This window comes from Pseudomonas sp. GW460-LB5, from assembly GCF_059423245.1.
This window is the reverse complement of the sequence record NZ_JBWKXT010000001.1, coordinates 426,412-447,436: the sequence shown is the minus strand read 5'-3', so window position 1 is coordinate 447,436 and position 21,025 is coordinate 426,412. Positions and strand designations below refer to the sequence as shown.

The following is a 21,025-nucleotide window of genomic DNA, read 5'->3' as shown; positions in this document are numbered from 1 at the left end:
GTTCAATACTGCTTGGGTTTTTAAGAAACCCTAAACTTGGCTCAGCAATCTCAAATGACTATGTGATTTCTCGCATGGTCACTTGTGATGCTGATAATCTTTTTGACTATCAGTCCGTACTCACAAGCACCCACACGAATTGCTTGATTCGATTTGTTAAAGAGCGTTTGGTTAAGAGCTTTTCGTCTCAACCGAGGCGCGCATTCTACGCTTTCCTCAGAGCCTGTCAAGCGTTTATTTTGAAGTTTTTTACATCCACTTTCTTTCGAAAGCTAACAACTTCAAACACTTACCGCTTGCCTCGAAGCGTTTGTCGCTGCGAGGAGGCGAATAATACGCGCTTTGAAATTAGAGTCAACACCTTGATCTAAAAAACTTTCCAAGCGTGTTTAGTACCCACCTCGCAACTAATGAAAGCGCAGCGGATCTGTAATGAATCCCCCCCCACGGAGCGTAGTGGCCATGAGCGATGCGCAAAACGAGAAAACCCCGGGCTTGTCTGCAGATGAAGAGCAGGAAGTCAGCCACAACCAGCCGCCGCGGGCGGCAGTGCTGCACGAGATCATCCGCTACCAGGGCGACCAGGAGCTGGAGCGTACGCTCGCCGCGCTGTGGTGGTCGGCGCTGGCCGCCGGCTTGTCCATGGGGCTGTCGATGATGGCCATGGGGCTGTTTTACGCCCGCCTGCCGGACGGTGACAGTGCGCAGGTGATTGCCAGCATCGGCTACAGCGCCGGTTTTCTCGCTGTTATCCTGGCACGCCAGCAACTGTTTACCGAAAACACCCTCACCGCCGTGCTGCCAGTGATGACCTCCCCGACCCTGGCCAACTTCGGCCGCCTGTTGCGCCTGTGGGGCGTGGTGTTGCTCGGCAACCTGGCCGGTACCCTACTGGTTGCCTGGGTGATGCTGGAGCTGCCGATCTTTGACAGCAAGACGGATGTGGCCTTCCTCGAGATCGGCCGCAAGGTCATGAAGAACGACATCAGCCAGATGTTTGCCAAAGGCATCGTCTCGGGCTGGATGATCGCCACCATGGTCTGGATGATTCCATCCATGGAGCACGCCAAGATCTGGATCATCCTGCTGATCACCTACCTGATGGCCCTTGGCGACTTCACCCATATAGTAGTGGGTTCAGTCGAGGTGTCTTATCTGGTCTGGGCCGGCGACGAGACCTGGCGCAGTTTCTTGCTGCAATTCGCCTTGCCTACCCTGGCCGGCAATATTATTGGTGGCAGCTTGATCTTCGGCCTGATCAGCCATGCTCAGGTACGCAGTGACAGCGGCAAGCCGCCCTCGCAATTATTGAAAGACCACGAAGCCAGGCCAGCGCGCAGCAGGGACGACAAGCATTGAAGCTTGGCGTGCCGCTGCCGGACTCGCAGAATCTGCGCCGGCAGCATGTGCCTGCAATACCCCAAGCAACAGAAAAGCCTTCGTGCTACCTGCCGGGGATCGGATCTACCGTGAATTGGCTTGCAAGGTCATTTTTCGCCGATGAAACAGTGTTCAACAATATTCACGTGAGTTATGCGATAAACGGTATACCGGCAGAAGAATGACAACATGATGGAAAACAGCAGCGGCAAAGGCCTTTCATTCGTCAAGCGCATCTACCTGCCGCGCATTATAGGCATGGGCATTGGCCTGCTCAGCGTCATGGCTGGCATGGCGCCGCTGGCCCCGCCTGCGTGGATATGGGGGCTGATGCTGGTCAACGGGCTGCTGTGGCCGCACGTGGCTTACTTTTGGGCCACCCGCTCGCCAGCCCCTTACCAGGCGGAACAGCGCAACTTGCTGCTTGATTCACTGATGGGCGGATTCTGGACCGCCGCCATGCACTTCAATCCCTTGCCGAGCGTGACCGTGCTATCGATGATGACCATGAACAACGTTGCTGCCGGGGGCAAGCGGCTGGTCGTGCGCGGGGCAATGGCCCAACTGGCCGGCATGCTTGCCGCCGTTCTGGTCCTCGGCCCCGGCCTGCAGCTGCATGCAACGCCCCTGCAAGTTTATGCTTGCCTCCCTATGCTGACGCTGTACCCGCTTGCCCTGGGCTGGGTGTGCTACCAGCTGGCGATCAAGCTGGCCGACCACAAACGCCGGCTGAGCGCGCTCAGCCTGACCGACAGCCTGACCGGCCTGCTCAACCATGGTGCCTGGAAAGACCTGCTGCTGCTGAAGTTCCAGGCCTGTAGACAACAACAGGGGCAGGCGGTCATAGCCCTGATCGACATCGACCATTTCAAGACTATCAACGACACCTTCGGCCACGTGGTCGGCGATTGTGTACTGCGTCAGCTCAGTGCCGAACTTCGGCGAAATTTGCGCGAGGGCGACCAGGCCGGGCGGTACGGCGGAGACGAGTTTTGCGTGATCCTGCCGGACACAAGCCAAGCCCAGGCCTGCCAAGCCATGGAGCGCCTGCGCGAACGTGTCGCCAACTACCGTAATCCGCAGTTGCCGCACCTGCGCATCAGCCTCAGCATCGGCCTGTCAGCATTCCAGGCTGGCCTGCAATCACCGGAACACTGGCTGGAACAGGCGGACAAGGCACTGTACACCGCCAAGCACGCAGGCCGTGACCAAGTCAATTTTGCCCGCAGCGAGGCTGCCACGCTCAGGCTGGCCTATCCTGATTGAACCCCCTGCCTGACTGCCCGGCGGGAGGCTGCTTGAAGGAGCTGCTCGCGCATGGCCAGGACCGCCAACCTTCCACCCGCAAGCCCTACGCCGCGCTTTCAGGTGCGCCACCTGATTGCCGGTTTCAGCACAGTGTACGGCCTGGCCTGCCTGGTCATCCTCGGCGCCCTGTTCAATATCGCGACCACGCTCGACAAGCAGGAGCGCCAGCGTAGCGCGTTCCATGCGACGCAGGCGCTGGAACAGCGTCTGCTGGCCTCACGCCAGTTTCTGTCCAGCTACGCCGTATGGGATGCGGCCTTCGAGCACCTGGCAGGCCACGCCGACTGGCATTGGGCCTACGAGGAGAAGAATGTAGGCGAATCGTTGTACAGCGCCAGCGGCTACGAAGGGGTGTTCGTGGTGGAAAACGACCGTACCACCTACGCCTTGTTCAAAGGCCAGCCCACCCAGGCAGGCGCCAACACCTATATAGACGCAACGCTCCAGCCGATCCTCGACCAGGCCCGTGCAGCCGCAATTCCCCGCGAGCAGATAACCCGTTTCGTGCTGTTCAATGGCTGGCCGGCGGTACTCAGTGCCGCAGCCATACGCCCGGACCGCGACGTCACCGACAGTGAGGTAAGCCAGGCACCCGTGATGCTGTTCGTCGACCAGTTGACCGAAGAAAAACTGGCACAACTGGGCAAAGGTGCCGGGCTGACCCGCATGCATGTGGAAAAGGAAGATATGCAGCAGCATGACCACCTGCGTATCGACCTGGGTGACACCGGCTATCACCTGTCCTGGAGCAGCCCACTGCCGGGGCACCAATTGCTGTGGGCGGTAATGCCAGCCCTGTTGAGCGCGCTGCTGATACTTGGCCTGATCATGCTTTACCTGTTCCGCCTGACCTTGCGCAGCTCGCGGGCGATCGGCCTGACGCTTTCGCACTTGCAGCAGAGCAACCAGGCCCTGGAGGCTAGCGAACAGCGTTTTCGCGCAGTGGCCGAGTCGGCATCCGACTGGATCTGGGAAACTGACCGGCAACAGCGCCTGACATACCTGTCACAGCGCTTTGCCAATGTTACCGGCTACGCGGTGGACGATTGGCTGGGGCACCCGCTCAACCAGTTGCTGGCCTGCGATACCACCCCGCTCTCACCCTGGCTGGACGCCCTGGCCAACGCAGACCCCGAGCAACTGGCCAACCTGCGCTGTACTTACCGCGACCAGAATGGCCAGAACCGCTACTGCAGGATTTCGGCCCGCGCCATCTGGCATGACGACACACCCATCGGTTTTCGTGGCACCGCCAGTGACATCACCGACGAAGTCGACGCCCACGCGCGCATCCAGCACCTGTCGCTGCACGACCCTCTCACTGGGCTGGCCAACCGCAACAAGCTCGCCAGGCACCTGGAGCAGGCCCTGCTGCGGGGCAATGACTCGCCGCCACTGTCACTGCTGTTGCTGGATCTGGACAACTTCAAGCCGATCAACGACTCCCTCGGCCATGCCGCCGGGGATGCCGTGCTGCAGGAAGTGGCGACGCGCCTGCGCGACACCACCCGCGATGGCGACCTGGTCGCACGCCTGGGTGGCGACGAGTTCATTCTGGTCCTCAGCGGCATGGACAACCGCAGCGAAGTCGACCGCTTCTGCGCACGCCTGATCGACCTGCTGCAGCACCCCATCACCTTCGACAGCCAACTGCTGCACGTCGGCGTCAGTATCGGCGTGGCACAGACCCGCACCCAGGGTTTCGATGCCGGCGAACTGATCCGCTGCGCCGACATCGCCCTGTACCAGGCCAAGGCCGATGGCAAGAATACCTGGCGCTACTTCGCCGCCGAAATGAACCAGCAGATCCAGTACCGTCGCCAGTTGGAAAACGACTTGCGCCGGGCATTGCGCAACCAGGAGTTCGAGCTGCACTACCAGCCACGCTACCGCCTCAGCGACCGACGCATCGTCGCGGTCGAAGCCTTGCTGCGCTGGCAACACCCACAGGAAGGGTTGCTGGGGCCGGATACCTTCATCCCGCTGGCCGAGCAAAGCGACATCATCGTCGCGCTGGGCCGCTGGGTGCTGCGCGAAGCCTGCCGCACTGCCCACGACTGGCCCGCCGACATTCTGGTTTCGGTGAACCTGTCGCCTGCGCAGTTCCTGCGCAGCGACGTGGTCGCCGACGTACGCGAGGTCCTGCTGGACACCAGCTTCCCGGCCCAGCGCCTGGAACTGGAAATTACCGAAAACGTGATGCTCAACGACATCGAGGGCGCGCTAGGCACCATGCTGTCACTCAAAGAGCTTGGCGTGCGCCTGAATATGGACGATTTCGGCACCGGCTACTCGTCGCTGGGTTATCTGCGTACCTACCCGTTCGACAGCATCAAGATCGACAAACGCTTCATCAATGGCCTGAACAGCAGCGGCGGTAGAGACCGCGCCGTGGTCCAGGCCATCATCAACCTGGGTGAGGCGATGGGGTTGACGGTAACTGCCGAGGGGGTAGAGAGCGAACAGCAGCTCAAGGCACTGGAGAAAGACCGCTGCCATGAGGTGCAGGGCTTTTACATGAGCCGGCCGCTGGACAGTGCCGGGGTGGCGGCGTTGTTGCACCAGACATCCCATAGCACTGCAAAGCCCTTGTAGGAGCAGCCTTGTGCTGCTCCTACAAGGGCCGGGTTTATTGCTGCACGGTGCGTTCGGCCACGATGTCTGGCAGATCCCGGCGGCGCAGGTAGGCGCGCAGTGGCTCAGCAATGTTCAGGCGGTCATCCACATGCTGCTCCAGCAGCAGCGCCAGCCGCTCACGGCAAAGCGCCATGCGCTGCCCTTGCTCGGGACGCCAGACAAACTCGCTGCAGGGGGTAATGCTGTCGTCGGCCACGTCCATGCCGAACGAGTCCTCGGAAAACCGCACGATATGAACGCCGCGCTTGCCATGAAAACCGACAAAACCTTTGAGCTGGTCGGCGGCGTTGCAGATGTCCTGGGAAGTGATGGCCATGACGTAACCTCGCAATGAAATCGAAAGATACGCACGCCTGGCGGAATCGGTCGCCTCTACCGGGCAACTCGCAAACGGCAGCCTAACGCAAGTGGCAGGCCGTTCGCCAAGGGTTTTCGTGCTTACCCCGCACGCCTTTACCTGCGGCCGGCACCTGGCTCAATGTTCACTTGGTGCAGGGTCGACCTGCGACGCCAGCACCGCCGCCAGCCACTGCATGAACGCTTGAACCCGGCGCGGCACGTGCCGTTGCCGGGCGTACAGCAGTGACACCGGCATGGCCGGGGCCTGCCAGTCTTCCAGTAGCGAAACCAGCTCGCCTCGCTGCAAATGCTCGGCCACACCCACCGCCGGTACCTGGATCAACCCCAGCCCGGCCAGGCAGGCCGCCGAGTACGCCTCGGCGTTGTTGACCGTAACCACACCAGCCATGGCCTGGTATTGCAGCTCACCACCTTGCAGGTATTCGAAACCGGCACTGCGCGCCCCCAAGGTACGCACGTAGTGCACCAGTTGGTGCCCGGCCAGTTCCTGGGGCGTCTGCGGCACGCCGTAGCGGGCCAGGTAGGCGGGGCTCGCACAGTTGCGCATGCTCAGTTGCCCGACCGGCCGCGCCACCACATCCAGATCATGCAGGGCACCTATGCGCATCACGCAGTCAAACCCCTCGCGCAGCAAATCAACCTGGCGGTCAGTGCAACTGAGCTCCACCTCCAGCCGCGGAAAGCGCTGCAGAAACTGCGGCAACGCCGGGATGATGACCCGCCGCGCCATCATGGTCGGCAGGTCGATGCGCAGGCGCCCGGCCAGCTCGGCATCGTCGGCGCTGAACAGGCTCTCGATCTCATCCATGCCTGACAGCAGGTCCTTGCTACGCTCGTACAGCAAGGCGCCATCCTGGGTCGCCTGCACCCTGCGGGTAGTACGGTTGAACAGCTGCGTACCCAGCAAGCGCTCCAGTGCCTTTACCTGCTCTGACACGGTCGAGCGTGGCAGCCTCAGGCTCTCGGCAGCCAGGGTGAAGCTGCTGACCTCACTCACCCGCACGAAGGTGCGCAACAACTCCAGCTTGTTCATTTGGGCCTCGGCTATCCGGTTCTGTCGAACAGTATTTCCATTTTTACCGGATTTAACAGCCTCGAGCCGACCAATAAGCTGACCACATCCACCCAGCCTGAGGCTTTGAACATGACGCGCAAAATTGCCCTGATCACTGGCGCCAGCCGCGGCCTTGGCCGTAACGCTGCCGAACACCTGGCCGCACGCGGTATCGATGTAATTGGCACTTACCACAGCAAGGCGGACGAAGCCCAGGCCGTAGTTGCCCGACTGGAGCAGGCCGGGGCGAAAGCGGCCATGCTGCAACTCGACGTCAGCGACAGCAGCAGTTTTGCCAGCTTCGCCGAGCGCCTTGGCAGCACCCTGCAGCAGCACTTTGGCCGCGAGCGTTTTGACTTTCTGGTGAACAATGCCGGGATCGGGCTGAATGTGCCGTACGTCGAAACCAGCGAGGCGCAGTTCGACCAGTTGCTGAATATTCAGCTGAAAGGACCCTTTTTCCTCACCCAGCGCCTACTGCCCCTGTTGGTCGACAATGGCCGTATCGTCAACATTTCTACCGGCCTGGCACGCTTTGCGCTGCCGGGGTATGCCGCCTATGCCGCGATGAAGGGCGCAATGGAGGTGCTGACCCGCTACCAGGCCAAGGAACTGGGCGCGCGTGGCATTCGCGTGAACATTCTGGCGCCGGGGGCGATCGAGACCGATTTTGGCGGCGGCGTGGTGCGGGATAACCAGCAGGTGAATGAATACATTGCCGGCAATACGGCGCTGGGCCGCGTGGGCTTGCCGGATGACATCGGGGCAGCGATTGCGCTGTTGCTGGAAGACGGCAATGGCTGGATTACCGGGCAACGGCTGGAAGTGTCGGGCGGCATGTTCCTATGAGCCTCACGGCACGCTAGGCGATGCGCCGTACCTGTAGGAGCAGCCTTGCGCTGCGAAGAGGCCGGCATGGCCAACACAACTACATTGCCGGTACTGGCCTCTTCGCAGCACAAGGCTGCTCTTACAGGTTAACAAGGCAGCACCATCACTGCTCGCCCCGGTCCTCGTGCACCTGCACGCTCGCGGTCATGCCTGCACTCAGCGTCACCCCTTCCGGTACCTGGTCCAGGCGAATCCTTACGGGTATGCGCTGGGCCAACCGCACCCAGTTGAAAGTAGGCTCCACCTCCGGCAGCAACTGGCTGTCGGGGTTACTGTTGCGGTCGGTGATGCCGCGGCTGATGCTTTCCACATGCCCTTGCATGGGTTCGCCGGCGCCCATCAGCCAGACTTTCACCGTGTCTCCCACACGAATACGCGGCAGCTTGGTTTCTTCGAAATAGGCCTGGATATAAAAGGTTGAATCGTCCACCAGGGCCATGACCGATTCCCCGGTGTTCACGTAGTTGCCCTCGGCCAGACGCAGGTTGGTGATATGCCCGCTGCGCGGCGCGCGCACTTCACTGCGCGCCAGGTTGATCTTGGCAACCTGCAACTGCGCTTCGGCCTCATGCAGTTCACCGCGCGCGATAGCAGCATTGATCTGGGCGTTTTCACGCAACTCGGCACTGATCGCCTCTGGCCCCAGGGCGGTGCGCCGGGCGGCCTCACGCTCGCGCAAGCGCAGTTGCTGGGCGCGGGTCTCAGTCACCGCACGTGCCTGGTCGAAGGCAGCCTGAAAGCGCTCGCGGTCGATGTTCATCAACAGGTCACCCGCCTTGACCTGCTGGTTGTCATGGACTTTGAGCTCACGTACCCACCCGGACACGTCAGGGGCAATCACCACCACATCGGCACGCACACGGGCATCGCGGGTCCAGGGCGTAAGCATGTAGTACTGCCACAGCTGGTAGCCGGCCAACACGGCCAAAGCCACCACACACAGCGTCACCAGGGTACGTACGGCCGCACGCATTGAAACACTCCTTTATAAAGCTCCCAGCAGCCTCACCACCAGGAACAACACACAAACGAACAGCGCTGCGTCGAACAACGCTTCATGCCAGATCCAGCGCCCCAACGGCGTCGCCTGCACCACCAGGCGCAGCACGCCGGTGAGCAGCAGGGCCAGCAACACATAAAGCAGAAACGGGCTGAGCAGCACGCCGCCCACTTCCCATTCATGCAACCCCATAGGCGTCCTCCTGCCAGCGGCACCATTTGCCCCAGCTTTTCTGCAATTGCAGCACCGCACCTTCGGCCAGCCGCAGCGGGTCACTGGCAGGCAGCCGGCGCAAGGCGGCTATGAATTGTTCACTGGCAGCGTCCAGGCGATGCCCGCGCCCGGCGCCCGGCCCTTTGGCCAGTACCGCCTCTACCTGCTGCAAATACTCGCGCTCGGCGCGCCCCAAGGGGGCTTGGGCGACCGCCAGGCACATACGCAGATGCACCAGTTCATCACCGATATCCAACCCATGCAGGCCGTCATCCCAGCGCTTGCGCTCGCTTTCGGGCAGCTCGCCAGCCTGCCGGGCCAGTTGCATCAGGCGGTCGGCCATGCGCCCGCCAAACCAGCTGTCGGCACCGCGCAGGTCGCGCCGGGTCAGGCGCACCAGGTCGCTCTGGGTGGCTGCCCGCAGGCGCCGGCCCAGCCAGGCCGGGTGGCGGAACACCAGCAAACGGAAGGCCATTACCGCTGCCGACACCCCTACCAGCATCGCCAGCGCACTGTTTAGCATGGTCGCCACACCAAACTGCATGACGTTGAGCGGGGACACCAGCACAATGAAGTGCAGGCAATAAGACGTTGCAGTGGGCCCGGTACGTGGGTGGGCCATGCCCAATGCGCCGAGAAACAACGGCACGCCCATGCCCAGGCAAAGCATGGCAAAGCTGCTCCATTGCGGCAGCAGGATCTGCCCGACCAGAAACGCCGCGGGTATCGCCAGGAAGATGCCGCGCAGGAAGCTCAGGCCAATCTGCGCGCCGTTCTCGCGGCTGGCGAACAGGCTGCAGACCACGCAGGTCAACACCAGGCCACCCGGCGCCGAAGGCCACGCCGTCGCCAGCCAGAAGCCGCTCATCACCAGAAAGGCCAGTGCGCTGCGTGAACCGAACAGCAATGCCAGGGACCAGTCGCGGTGCACGGCCAGGCCCTGCGACACATCCTTGGGCGCCCTGCCCGCCTCCACATCCTCCAGCGCCTGGCTGGCGGCCATGGCGTAATCCAGCAACAAGGCCATGCGCGCCAGGCAGAAGTGCTCCGCCGAACTGATCTGGTCATCATGGGCCGCATCCCAGATGCGCTGGCGCAGCAGTAACAGGCTGGGCCGGTCGGGCTCGAGCAGCAGCGCGCGCACCTCGTCCAGCCAATGTGCCAAGTGCGCTGCCTCACGCTCATCCAGATGCTGCCACTGCCGCCGCACCGAGCGCGAGATCCGCAACAGCACCATCAGCTTCTGGCTCAGGCCACGGATCGCGCGGGCTCGCTGGCGACCGCGATTGCCTTCGAACCAGGCATGTTCACGCTGGCTGTCGATAGCAACGATACGCCCCAGGCTCTCCAGCAAGCCTTTGCGTGCCTCGTCTGCCCCGCCAAGCATGGCGCTGGCAGCCTGCAGGCCGTTCTGCCATGCCTGTCGGGCCTGCCCGGCCAATTGCTGCTCCACCCGCATTGGCCAGAGCAACGCACTGCTTGCAGTGGCGCAGAAAATGCCCAGGCAGATCTCGGTACAGCGCGCCACAGCCTGGTCAAAGACCTGCAGTGGGTGGTCGATGGCCGGCAAGGCAATAATGGCGGCAGTGTAGCCAGCCAGCACGAAGGCATAGGCCCAGGCGCTGCGCAGTTGGGTCGAGGCCGCAGTGCACAAGGCCAGCCACAGGGCGAGGGTAAACAGGAACAGCCCCGGGGTCTGGGCGAACAGGCCGATGAACACCACGGACATGACGGTACCGACCAAGGTGCCGGCCAACCGCGCCAGGCCTTTCTGCACCACCATCCCTGACAGCGGCTGGGCGACGATGAAGGCGGTCATCAGTGCCCAGGACGGTTGCTCCAGGCCCCAGCGCATTGCCAGCCACAACGCCAGACCGCCACCGAGCAGGGTCTTGACGGCGAATTTGAGGGCGAGGCTGCTGGGGGCGAACAGGGCCTGAAAGGTGATGGGCACTAGGCGGACCTTGCGAGGGATGGTCGTACTGAAAAGATAGACAATGGTGAGCAGGATAAAGCTCAAACGATTAATTAGCTAGCTAATCATCTTTATTGGGACATTGGTAAGCCTGTGCTGCGAAAGAGCCGGCACCGGCAACACTTAAATCGCAGGCAAAAAAATGGGCGACCGAAGTCGCCCTAAATGCCTTGCGTGCTCGTGTACCGGGAAGGTCAGCGCGGCTTGCGCTTTTTCGAGTCCTTCCAGATGAAAATGCCCAGACCGGCAAAGAAGGCCACCATCAACCCGACCGTTACCACACCGGCGATAACCACGTTGTCGAAGAACATGCGGGCCTCCCCATTCGTTTGCCGTTGTCCGATGGGTGCACGTTAACCAATGTGGGGATGGAGAAAATTGACCAGGGTCAATGGTGCCCGGGGCCGGGCACGCGAGGCGGGTGCAGGGTTGACCTGCGTCAAGTTTCAGCGCTTCTTCGGTTTGCCCTTGGGCTTCTTTTTCTTGCTGGTGCTCAACGGCAGAGCCTGCTCGAACGCGTTGCGCATTTCGTTCAGGCGCTTTTCCTTGAGGTCGTGGACACGCTTGGCGCGTTCGGCATCAAAATCGATGAGGTTGTCTTGGCTCATGGGTGGGCTCGGCGATCAACTGAGGCTTGCATGATGAAGCCAGGCGCAGGCGCTGACCAGCCCCGCGTCAGACTTCGATGTCCACCAGCAGCCCCTGGCGCACGTGCTCGTCCATCAGTGGCGCGACCGGCACGGTGTTGTCGGCATTGACCTCGTCACCTGGCAAGGCACTGTAGCGGTCCTGGCCGCCCTGCTTGCCACGTTGCTGCTGGCGACGCTGCTCATCGCGCAGCAACAACGCCTGCGCCTGCGGGTCGCGCTGTTGCTTGAGATCGATGGCACTTTCGCCGGACGCAGGCTGCGTGGGTACCACCGGCTTGATGTCCGGGGTCGGCTTGACCGGGTCCTGTTGCGAGGTCACCGGGGCGGCACTGAGCGGTATGATTGGCGGCAGCATGGACGTTCTCCTATGCCCCCTGTATCGGCAGGCGCGAGTTTACCTTGATGTCATGGACAACAATTACTCGGCTTCGTCGTCAAGGTCGTCGTCGCCTGGCGGGCCGGCTTCGCTCCACGGCCGCTTGTAAACCTGCTGCCAGACGGCATCCATGTGATCGCGAAGCACCTGTGGCGCGGTTTTGAGCGAGGCACTGTCATTGCGCTCACCGCCAATCGGCTCTTCACCCGCCGGGCTGATCAGCGACTGGCCAGTGATGGTGTAGCTGGCCTGCCCTTCACGCATTTCGATGGCGATGTCGTGCGGGTCGATGCCGCCACCACAGAAGGCATGGCTGGCCACCGTAACCTCGGCGATACCGTCCTTGTTCAGGTCGCCGACATCGCTGACGTCGGTATAGAAGTCCACGTCCAGGTCCAGGCCAGGGCAAGTGGTTTCCTGCTCGATCTGCCAGCGTGCCTTGAATGCATCGCTTTCGGCAGTACGCCCGTACAAGGTGGCCTTGAGTACTACTTTGTCCACTTCCTGTTCGCTTTCCGGGTCGCTGGCCTGGCCATCGCTGCGGCTCAACACCAACAGGCCTTCACCGTCGCGGTCACGAAAATGCACGCTCTTGATCGGCGTCTGCACGCCGAGTACTTCAAGCTGTTCCATCGGGATGGCGGGCAAGGCCTCGAAGTTTTTCTGTTCGCAGGCGCTCAGCAGCAGCAAGCTGCCCACGGCCATGGAAGCGCTGATCCAGCGGTGGTTGGCAGGCATGTTGGTCCGGGGCCCTCGTCAGCTGCACGGTGCGAGGCGATGAAACGGCTAGACTGACTTACTTCCTGTTGTCGTTCGGCATCTTTCGGTGCGTTCGCACTTTGGTCTGACCGGCCGATCCGTTAACATAATCGGCTTTTTCATCGCGGGAGTTCAGGCAGTATGGCGCAGCAGTATCAACCGGGGCAACGCTGGATCAGCGACAGCGAAGCAGAGCTCGGCCTGGGTACCATCCTGGCGCAGGATGGCCGCCTGTTGACCGTGCTCTACCCGGCCACTGGCGACACGCGCCAGTATTCCCTGCGCAACGCGCCGCTGACCCGCGTGCGCTTCTCGCCAGGTGACCAGATCACCCACTTCGAGGGCTGGAAGCTGACCGTGCGCGAGGTCGATGACATCGACGGGCTGATGGTCTACCACGGTCTGGACGGGCAAAACCAGCCGCGTACCCTGCCAGAAACCCAGCTGTCGAACTTCATTCAGTTCCGCCTGGCCAGCGACCGGCTGTTCGCCGGCCAGATCGACCCACTGTCGTGGTTCAGCCTGCGCTACAACACCCTGCAGCACACCAGCAAGCAGATGCAGTCAGCGCTGTGGGGCCTGGGCGGCTGCCGCGCGCAACCGATCGCCCACCAGTTGCACATTGCTCGCGAAGTCGCCGACCGCAGCGCCCCGCGGGTATTGCTGGCCGACGAAGTGGGCCTGGGTAAAACCATCGAAGCCGGCCTGGTGATTCATCGCCAGCTGCTGTCAGGCCGCGCCAGCCGCGTGCTGATCCTGGTGCCGGAAAACTTGCAGCACCAGTGGCTGGTGGAAATGCGCCGCCGCTTCAACCTGCAGGTAGCCCTGTTCGATGCCGAGCGCTTTATCGAAAGCGACGCCAGCAACCCGTTCGAGGATGCCCAGCTTGCGCTGGTTGCACTGGAATGGCTGGTCGACGACGAAAAGGCCCAGGACGCACTGTTTGCTGCTGGCTGGGACCTGATGGTAGTCGACGAGGCCCACCACCTGGTCTGGCATGAAGATCAGGTCAGTGCCGAATACGGCCTGGTCGAGCAACTGGCCCAGGTGATCCCGGGCGTGCTGCTGCTCACCGCCACCCCCGAGCAACTTGGCCAGGACAGTCACTTCGCGCGCCTGCGCCTGCTCGACCCTAACCGTTTCCACGACCTGGCGGCCTTCCGCGCCGAGAGCGAGAATTACCGCCCAGTGGCTGAAGCCGTGCAGGAACTGCTCGACGAAGGCCGCCTGTCGCCCGAGGCCCACGCCACCATCCAGGGCTTCCTGGGTGCCGAAGGCGAAGCCCTGCTGGCGGCGGTCAGCGACGGCGACAGCCAGGCCAGCGCACGCCTGATCCGCGAACTGCTGGACCGCCACGGCACCGGTCGCGTCCTGTTCCGTAACACCCGTGCGGCGATCCAGGGCTTCCCTGAGCGCCAGCTGCACCCTTACCCGCTGGCCACACCTGAGCAATACCGCGACCTGCCTGCTGGCGAGCACGCCGAGCTGTACCCGGAAGTTGCCTTCCAGGCCCAGGGCGATGTGGCTGACGACGAGCGCTGGTGGCGTTTCGACCCACGCGTCGACTGGCTGATCGACACGCTGAAGATGCTCAAGCGCACCAAGGTATTGGTGATCTGCGCTCACGCCGAAACCGCCATGGACCTTGAAGACGCCCTGCGCGTGCGCTCCGGCATTCCGGCGTCGGTGTTCCATGAAGGCATGAACATCCTCGAACGCGATCGCGCCGCCGCCTACTTCGCCGACGAAGAGTTCGGTGCGCAAGTGCTTATCTGCTCGGAGATCGGCAGCGAAGGCCGCAACTTCCAGTTCGCCCACCACTTGGTGATGTTCGACCTGCCCGCGCACCCAGACCTGCTCGAACAGCGCATCGGCCGCCTTGACCGGATCGGCCAGAAGCACACCATCCAGCTGCACATCCCGTACCTGCAAGGCAGCCCGCAAGAGCGCCTGTTCCAGTGGTACCACGAGGGCCTTAACGCCTTCCTCAACACCTGCCCCACCGGCAACGCCCTTCAGCACCAGTTCGGCCCGCGCCTGCTGCCGTTGCTTGAAGGTGGCGAGAGCAAGGCCTGGGATACCCTGGTGGCCGACGCCCGCAGTGAGCGCGAGCGCCTGGAAGCCGAACTGCACACTGGCCGCGACCGCCTGCTGGAGCTCAACTCCGGCGGTGCCGGCGAAGGCCAGGCGCTGGTCGAGGCCATTCTCGAGCAGGACGACCAGTTTGCCCTGCCGATCTACATGGAAACCCTGTTCGACGCCTTCGGCATCGACAGCGAAGACCATTCCGAGAACGCACTGATCCTCAAGCCGAGCGAAAAGATGCTCGATGCCAGCTTCCCGCTGGGCGACGACGAAGGCGTGACCATCACCTACGACCGTGCCCAGGCGCTGTCGCGTGAGGACATGCAGTTCCTCACCTGGGAGCACCCGATGGTGCAGGGCGGCATGGACCTGGTGCTGTCCGGTTCGATGGGCAACACCGCCGTGGCACTGATCAAGAACAAGGCACTCAAGCCGGGCACCGTACTGCTCGAATTGCTGTTCGTCAGCGAGGTGGTGGCACCGCGCAGCCTGCAACTGGGCCGCTACCTGCCGCCGGCGGCACTGCGCTGCCTGCTCGACGCCAACGGCAACGACCTGGCCGCCCGCGTGGCCTTCGAAACCCTCAACGAGCAGCTCGAAAGCGTACCGCGCGCCAGCGCCAACAAGTTTGTCCAGGCCCAGCGTGACGTGCTGGCCAAGCGCATCAGTGGCGGTGAAGAGAAGATCATGCCCACTCACGTCGAGCGCGTAGCCGAAGCCCAGCGCCGCCTGGCGGCTGAGGCCGACGAAGAGCTGGCTCGCCTGGTGGCACTGCAAGCGGTCAACCCAAGCGTGCGCGACAGCGAGATCGACGCGCTGCGCAAGCAGCGCGAAGAGGGTCTGGCGATGCTGGACAAGGCTGCCTTGCGCCTGGAAGCCATTCGCGTACTGGTAGCGGGCTGATCTGACACGCCCGCTGGTGGCCTGACCACCATCTGTAGGCGCAGCCTTGTGCTGCGAAGAGGCCGTATGCCCCACAAGATTGTTGTGAGGCATGCGGCCTCTTCGCAGCACAAGGCTGCGCCTACACCTATATGTCCCTCTTTATGCCTGCTGGCGATTGGGTTGATAACCAAATCGTAGAAATCAAACTGCCATTATTCAGGAAGGCTTAAACACCTCTTCCTATACTGCCTCTGGACAGTCTGCACAGGGCTGTAGCGCAGACGAGTGAAAACTCGATCATGGGGCAATCAATGGAATGGCTGGGGCTGCAACTGTTCGCCGACCTTCCGGCATTCGGGCACATCGTTATCGATTGCCGCCATGAACCGTTTCTGGTCCTGCTCGCCTACTTCGTTGCCTGCGCGGCTTGCTTCGCGACCCTGGACATGGCCGAGCGCCAGTCCCACAGCGAAGACCCCACTGCCCACCGACAATGGCACATGCTTGGCGCCTGCTGCTTGGCCGGTGGCATCTGGGCCATGCACTTCATCAGCATGCTGGCCTTCCAGGCACCGATAGAGGTGCACTACGACGTTTCCCTGACCATTCTTTCGCTACTCATCGCCCTGGCCGTCGCCTGGGTGACCATGCGCAGCCTCGACCGCAGCCAGATGCGCGTGCAGCACTTCCTGCAAAGCGCCGTACTGATCGGCATGGGCATTATCCTGATGCACTTTGTCGGCATGGCTGCGATGGACACCGGCGCCCAGCAGTATTACCAGACTGGCCTGCTGCTGGCCTCTGCCACCATTGCCCTGCTCACCGGCCTGGCTGCGTTATACCTGGCCCGGTACTTCAGCAATGGCAGCGGCACCCTGCACCAGGCAATGAAGTGCGGCGCCAGTCTGCTGATGGCCGGTGGCATCGTCGCCACCCATTTCACCGCGATGTCGGCCATGACCCTGGTGATCCCGCCCGACACCGCGCTGCGCCTGCCCTCCGCCGACAACAGCCTGCAACTGGGGTTGGGCATCGGCTTCATCACCCTGCTGATCAGTGGCGCCAGCATCAGCGCCGCACTGGCCGACAAGAAGCTGCAGAGCAAGGAGCACGATCTGCGCCGGGTCAACGTGCTGCTCAGCCAACTGGACCAGGCCCGCGCATCGCTGCAGCAGGCCGCGCACTACGATGCCCTGACCAACCTGGTCAACCGCCGTGGCTTCAACCAGGTATTCGAAGAGCGCCTGGCCGAACACCACGCCACTGAAAACCGCCTGGCAGTCATGTTCCTCGACATCGACCACTTCAAGCGCATCAACGACAGCCTTGGCCACGACGCTGGAGACGAACTGCTCAAGGTGATCGCCAGCCACATCAAGGCCGCCACCCGCCATCAGGACCTGGTCGCACGCCTGGGCGGCGACGAGTTCTGCGTGGTCACCAGCCTCAGCAACTGCGACGAAGCGCGCCACCTGGCACAACGCATCATGCAACGGATGAAAGAACCCATCGACCTGGGTGGTCGGCGCATGGTCATGACCACCAGTATTGGCATCAGCATCTTCCCCGACGACGGCACCAGCGCCGAAGAACTGCTCAAACATGCCGACCTGGCCCTTTACCAGTCCAAGGACAGTGGGCGTAACGGCCTGCACTTTTTCAACGAAACCCTGAAAAACCAGGCATCCCTCGCCTTGCAACTCGAAGAAGAACTGCGCATCGCCCTGCTCGAAGAACGTGGGTTGTGCGTGCATTACCAACCCATCTTCGACATGCGCAGCGGGCAGGTGGCCAAGCTCGAGGCCCTGGTGCGCTGGCATCACCCGCAGCACGGCTTGCTGGGGCCCGACCGTTTCATCGGCATTGCCGAAGCCAATGGCCTGATCATCGACCTTGACCTCTGGGTAATGCGCCACGCCTGTGCCGACCTGGCACACCTGCACCGCCACGGTTATGGCGATATCAAGGTGACGGTCAATTGCTCGGCAGTAACCTTGAGCCACGACGAGCTGCCCAACGAAGTGGAGAAAGCGCTGTTCCACACAGGGCTCGCACCCCGGCACCTGGAGCTGGAAGTGACCGAAAATGCCCTGATGGGCGATATCCAGCGTACCGTCAACCTGCTCAAGCGCGTTCGTGCCTTGGGCGTGGCGCTGTCAATCGACGACTTCGGCACTGGCTACTCTTCACTGGCCTACCTCAAGCGCCTGCCGCTGGACGTACTGAAGATCGATCGCAGCTTCCTGCAGGATGTGCCGGGCAGCCAGAAGGATCGCGAGATCGTCCAGGCGATAATCGTCATGGCGCATACCCTGCACTTGCAGGTCGTCAGCGAAGGCGTGGAAACCGCCGAACAGCAGGCTTTCCTTCAAGACCATGGCTGTGACTATCTGCAGGGCTACCTGCTGGGCCGCCCGGTACCGCTGGCCGAGCTACGGCCACTGCTGGAGCGGCTGCAGCGCCAAAGCCAGGTACTCATCCCTTGTTGCGGTAAAGTTCTACAAGGGTCGCCGGATCTTTTTGCAAGTAACCCTGGCTACCGTGCAGGCGCATCAATTGCGCGGCGAGGCCGCTGAGCGGCGTCGCCGCCCCCTGCTCACGGGAAAACTTCACTGCGCCATCGAGGTCCTTGAGCAGCGTGCGCACGTGCCACTTGATCGGCTCGAAGCGGCTTTCAGCCATTTGCGGCGCAAGGATCTGCAGCGGCTTGGAATCAGCAAAACCACCGGCCAGCGCTTCGGCGATCAGCGTCGCGTCCACCCCGGATTGCTCGGCCAACGCCACCACTTCGGCAATGACCAGGGCATTGCATGCCACGATCATCTGATTGCAGGCCTTGGTCACCTGCCCCGCCCCCACCGCCCCCATGTGCGTCACACGCTGACCCAGCACCTGGAGCACTGGCCGTGCACGTTCCAGGTCGGCCGCTTCACCGCCAACCATGATCGCCAGGGTACCGGCCTCGGCACCTGGCGTGCCGCCGGACACCGGAGCATCCAGCCAGGCCATGCCACACAGTACCGCGAGCTCGGCGGCCATTTCACGGGTGGCGGTGGGTTCCAGGCTGGAGAAATCGATCAGCAACTGGCCGCTGCGCCCACCCTGGGCAATCCCTTGCTCGCCGAACACCACCTCACGCACCACGGCCGTATCGGCCAGGCACAGCAATACCATATCGCTGCCCTGGCACAGTTCGGCAGGGCTGTTGGCCAGGCGCGCGCCGGCGGCGACCAGCGCGGCGCACTTGTCCGGGCTGCGGTTCCACACGGTCAGCGGGTAGCCAGCCGCTAACAGGCGTCGACACATGGGCAGGCCCATCAGGCCGATGCCGGCAAATCCAAGCGAAGGCAATGCAGTGCTCATGAATGACTCCTGACTATTCGAATTGTTTTCCAGGCTGGCCAGAACGGTGGGCATATTACGCATCCCGTAAACTGTTACCGCCACGCCGAATTGTTACTTACCTCTACCCGCCTTGAACGCCTTCGAGCACCAAAACGGAGCTGTTGCGCATTTTTGCGCACCAAAAAAGATCACGCCTCAACCGGACGCTTCACCTGGATCACGATGAACGGCGAAACCACCACCGCCCAGATCTCTGGATCGCGGCTTTGCAGGTCCAGCGCCTGCTCGGCCGACACCGGCCCAACGGTGCCATCACTACGCCACTTGGCGAAGATTTCGCCGCGATTCTCGGCCATTGCCTCGGCAACGGTGATCAGGTCCAAGCTGGGGTCGACCCAAATCAGGTCACCCTTGGCCCAGAAACGCTCCAGCGCTTTCCACTCGATGATTGCTGTCTCGCCAAGCAATTTGGCATAGAGGGTGCTTGTTTGATCAGTCATGGGTGATATCCGCAAAAATCGGCCAATAAAAAAGGTCGGCATTTTTGCAGAAAAACCCGGTTTCAAATATGTAATTTGGTCGATTGACCCCGAACTTGTGGGGCGGGGTCGCAGATACAGGCAATTTGATGGCGCCTTTTTGTATCTTTCTGTCGAACAAGCGACAACCCAGGAAACAGGCACTTTTTGAACGCTTTTCAAGCGCTCGAACAGCGCTCTACACTGTACCGGTACAGTTCCGGGACATGTTCCGGGGGAAGGTGGGCTTGCGCGTTGGCATGGCCACGCCGCAAATCCCGCCCGGTCTGTAGCCCTGGCCGCCAGGACTATAAGAATTACAACAGAATGAGTGGAGCACTATGATCAAGATTTCCAAGCTGTTCGCCGCAATGGTACTGGCCGGGGTAGCCAGCCATTCGTTTGCCGCCGATACCATCAAGATCGGCATCGCCGGTCCCAAGACGGGTCCTGTGACCCAGTACGGCGACATGCAGTTCATCGGCGCCAATCAAGCCATCAAGGATATCAACGCTGCGGGCGGCGTCGATGGCAAGATGCTCGAAGCCAAGGAATACGACGACGCATGCGACCCTAAACAGGCCGTGGCAATCGCCAACAAAGTGGTCAACGACGGCGTCAAGTTCGTCATCGGCCACCTGTGCTCCAGCTCTACCCAGCCTGCATCCGACATCTACGAAGACGAAGGCGTGATCATGATCACCCCGGCCGCCACCTCGCCGGAAATCACCGCCCGTGGCTACAAGCTGATCTTCCGCACCATTGGCCTGGACAGCGCCCAGGGCCCGGCCGCCGGCAACTACATCGCCGACCACGTCAAGCCGAAGGTCGTTGCCGTCCTGCACGACAAGCAACAGTACGGTGAAGGCATCGCCACCGCCGTCAAGCAGACCCTGGAAAGCAAGGGTACCAAGGTTGCCGTATTCGAAGGCCTGAACGCGGGTGACAAGGACTTCTCCTCGATCATCCAGAAGCTCAAGCAGAACAATGTCGACTTCGTGTACTACGGCGGCTACCACCCAGAGCTGGGTCTGATCCTGCGCCAGGCACAGGAAAAAGGCCTGAAAGCCAAGTTCATGGGCCCAGAGGGCGTGGGTAACGACTCGATCTCGCAGATCGCCCAGAACGCCTCCGAAGGCCTGCTGGTCACCCTGCCGAAGTCGTTCGATGCCGACCCGGAGAACAAGAAGATCGTCGACGCCATCAAGGCTGACGGCAAGGACCCAAGCGGTCCGTTCGTGTTCCCTGCCTACTCGGCTGTCGAGCTGATCGCACAAGGCATCAAGGCGGCCAAGTCCGAAGATACCGACAAAGTGGCAGCGGCCATCCATGCCGGCTCCTTCAAGACCCCTACCGGCACCCTGTCGTATGACGAGAAAGGCGACCTGAAAGACTTCAAGTTCGTGGTCTACGAATGGCACTTCGGCAAGCCGAAGACCGAAGTCTCCCCTCAGTAACTGCGTGACTAAATAGCTGACTTACGAGCCCACTGTGCGAGCAGTGGGCTTTGTTTTATGAGGTTCATGGGCCCGATCCCCGCGATCCGGGGGCTAGCCCACCTGAAAATCTTAAAACCGTCACCCGCGGTT

The 21,025-nt window shown here is 61.9% G+C and carries 20 protein-coding genes; 9 read left to right on the top strand and 11 right to left on the bottom strand.

All coding sequences use genetic code 11. The annotated features are described in order from the left end of the window. The first annotated feature begins 462 nt into the window (after positions 1–462). Genes AC07XM_RS02070 through AC07XM_RS02055 form a run of 4 tightly spaced genes read left to right on the top strand, consistent with a single transcriptional unit; the run spans position 463 to position 5,283 of the window. Entirely contained in the window at positions 463–1,359 is an 897-nt protein-coding gene (locus AC07XM_RS02070; RefSeq protein WP_016488707.1) for a formate/nitrite transporter family protein, read from the top strand. Beyond that, positions 1,356–1,565 carry a hypothetical protein gene (locus AC07XM_RS02065; protein WP_146024519.1) on the top strand — a complete coding sequence of 70 codons (210 nt, stop codon included), beginning with the start codon at positions 1,356–1,358 and terminating at the stop codon, positions 1,563–1,565. Before AC07XM_RS02070 ends, AC07XM_RS02065 begins: the two co-directional genes overlap by 4 nt. A 7-nt stretch (positions 1,566–1,572) precedes the next feature. Next, positions 1,573–2,646 carry a diguanylate cyclase gene (locus AC07XM_RS02060; protein ID WP_060520068.1) on the top strand — a complete coding sequence of 358 codons (1,074 nt, stop codon included), beginning with the start codon at positions 1,573–1,575 and terminating at the stop codon, positions 2,644–2,646. A 51-nt stretch (positions 2,647–2,697) separates the two neighbouring features. Then, on the top strand, positions 2,698–5,283 hold the full coding sequence (locus tag AC07XM_RS02055; RefSeq protein ID WP_023047379.1) for a bifunctional diguanylate cyclase/phosphodiesterase: 2,586 nt from the start codon (positions 2,698–2,700) through the stop codon (positions 5,281–5,283). 34 nt (positions 5,284–5,317) lie between these two features. Here AC07XM_RS02055 and AC07XM_RS02050 read toward each other — a convergent pair whose 3' ends face one another. Both AC07XM_RS02050 and AC07XM_RS02045 read right to left on the bottom strand, forming a co-directional pair. Then, positions 5,318–5,641, bottom strand: a complete 324-nt coding sequence (locus AC07XM_RS02050; RefSeq protein WP_023047378.1) for a DUF2025 family protein — start codon at positions 5,639–5,641, stop codon at positions 5,318–5,320. A 159-nt stretch (positions 5,642–5,800) separates the two neighbouring features. Next, positions 5,801–6,718 (bottom strand): LysR family transcriptional regulator, encoded by a 918-nt coding sequence (locus AC07XM_RS02045; protein ID WP_060520066.1) that lies wholly within the window; start codon positions 6,716–6,718, stop codon positions 5,801–5,803. Between the two features lie 111 nt (positions 6,719–6,829). Here AC07XM_RS02045 and AC07XM_RS02040 point away from each other — a divergent pair, with 111 nt between their 5' ends. Further along, on the top strand, positions 6,830–7,588 hold the full coding sequence (locus AC07XM_RS02040; RefSeq protein WP_024717440.1) for an SDR family NAD(P)-dependent oxidoreductase: 759 nt from the start codon (positions 6,830–6,832) through the stop codon (positions 7,586–7,588). A 145-nt stretch (positions 7,589–7,733) separates the two neighbouring features. Here AC07XM_RS02040 and AC07XM_RS02035 read toward each other — a convergent pair whose 3' ends face one another. The 7 genes from AC07XM_RS02035 to AC07XM_RS02005 form a co-directional block, all read right to left on the bottom strand. Continuing rightward, on the bottom strand, positions 7,734–8,603 hold the full coding sequence (locus AC07XM_RS02035) for an efflux RND transporter periplasmic adaptor subunit (RefSeq protein ID WP_023047377.1): 870 nt from the start codon (positions 8,601–8,603) through the stop codon (positions 7,734–7,736). A 12-nt stretch (positions 8,604–8,615) separates the two neighbouring features. Next, the gene (locus AC07XM_RS02030) at positions 8,616–8,822 is read right to left on the bottom strand and encodes a DUF1656 domain-containing protein (protein WP_016488714.1); all 207 of its coding nucleotides are present in this window, start codon (positions 8,820–8,822) and stop codon (positions 8,616–8,618) included. Further along, on the bottom strand, positions 8,809–10,797 hold the full coding sequence (locus tag AC07XM_RS02025) for an FUSC family protein (protein WP_102688913.1): 1,989 nt from the start codon (positions 10,795–10,797) through the stop codon (positions 8,809–8,811). The genes AC07XM_RS02030 and AC07XM_RS02025 overlap by 14 nt, the downstream gene beginning before the upstream one ends. Positions 10,798–11,012: 215 nt before the next feature. Next, positions 11,013–11,129, bottom strand: coding sequence for a cytochrome c oxidase subunit CcoM (gene ccoM / locus AC07XM_RS02020; RefSeq protein ID WP_016488716.1), 117 nt, complete (start codon positions 11,127–11,129; stop codon positions 11,013–11,015). 135 nt (positions 11,130–11,264) lie between these two features. Next, a complete protein-coding gene (locus AC07XM_RS02015; RefSeq protein ID WP_003254864.1) occupies positions 11,265–11,426 on the bottom strand; it encodes a hypothetical protein in 162 nt (53 codons plus the stop codon). Positions 11,427–11,493: 67 nt separating this feature from the next. Beyond that, complete coding sequence (locus AC07XM_RS02010; RefSeq protein ID WP_016488718.1) at positions 11,494–11,823, bottom strand: hypothetical protein; 330 nt, start codon at positions 11,821–11,823, stop codon at positions 11,494–11,496. 63 nt (positions 11,824–11,886) lie between these two features. Beyond that, a complete protein-coding gene (locus tag AC07XM_RS02005; protein WP_016488719.1) occupies positions 11,887–12,582 on the bottom strand; it encodes a M949_RS01915 family surface polysaccharide biosynthesis protein in 696 nt (231 codons plus the stop codon). Between the two features lie 162 nt (positions 12,583–12,744). On the opposite strand from AC07XM_RS02005, the gene rapA reads away from it, so the two are divergent. Both rapA and AC07XM_RS01995 read left to right on the top strand, forming a co-directional pair. Continuing rightward, positions 12,745–15,591 (top strand): RNA polymerase-associated protein RapA, encoded by a 2,847-nt coding sequence (gene rapA / locus AC07XM_RS02000; RefSeq protein ID WP_016488720.1) that lies wholly within the window; start codon positions 12,745–12,747, stop codon positions 15,589–15,591. A gap of 293 nt (positions 15,592–15,884) precedes the next feature. Next, positions 15,885–18,149, top strand: a complete 2,265-nt coding sequence (locus tag AC07XM_RS01995) for a putative bifunctional diguanylate cyclase/phosphodiesterase (protein ID WP_102688892.1) — start codon at positions 15,885–15,887, stop codon at positions 18,147–18,149. Here the strand turns inward: AC07XM_RS01995 and AC07XM_RS01990 are convergent. Further along, positions 18,049–18,936: an NAD(P)-dependent oxidoreductase gene (locus AC07XM_RS01990; RefSeq protein WP_023048581.1), complete on the bottom strand. Its 888-nt coding sequence runs from the start codon at positions 18,934–18,936 to the stop codon at positions 18,049–18,051. The genes AC07XM_RS01995 and AC07XM_RS01990 overlap by 101 nt on opposite strands. Before the next feature lie 170 nt (positions 18,937–19,106). Beyond that, a complete protein-coding gene (locus tag AC07XM_RS01985) occupies positions 19,107–19,418 on the bottom strand; it encodes a DUF2288 domain-containing protein (RefSeq protein ID WP_016488723.1) in 312 nt (103 codons plus the stop codon). Here AC07XM_RS01985 and AC07XM_RS01980 point away from each other — a divergent pair. Both AC07XM_RS01980 and AC07XM_RS01975 read left to right on the top strand, forming a co-directional pair. Beyond that, positions 19,417–19,608 (top strand): hypothetical protein, encoded by a 192-nt coding sequence (locus tag AC07XM_RS01980; RefSeq protein ID WP_158248153.1) that lies wholly within the window; start codon positions 19,417–19,419, stop codon positions 19,606–19,608. The genes AC07XM_RS01985 and AC07XM_RS01980 overlap by 2 nt on opposite strands. Positions 19,609–19,777: 169 nt before the next feature. Beyond that, entirely contained in the window at positions 19,778–20,893 is a 1,116-nt protein-coding gene (locus AC07XM_RS01975; protein WP_023048582.1) for a branched-chain amino acid ABC transporter substrate-binding protein, read from the top strand. Positions 20,894–21,025: the final 132 nt, after the last annotated feature.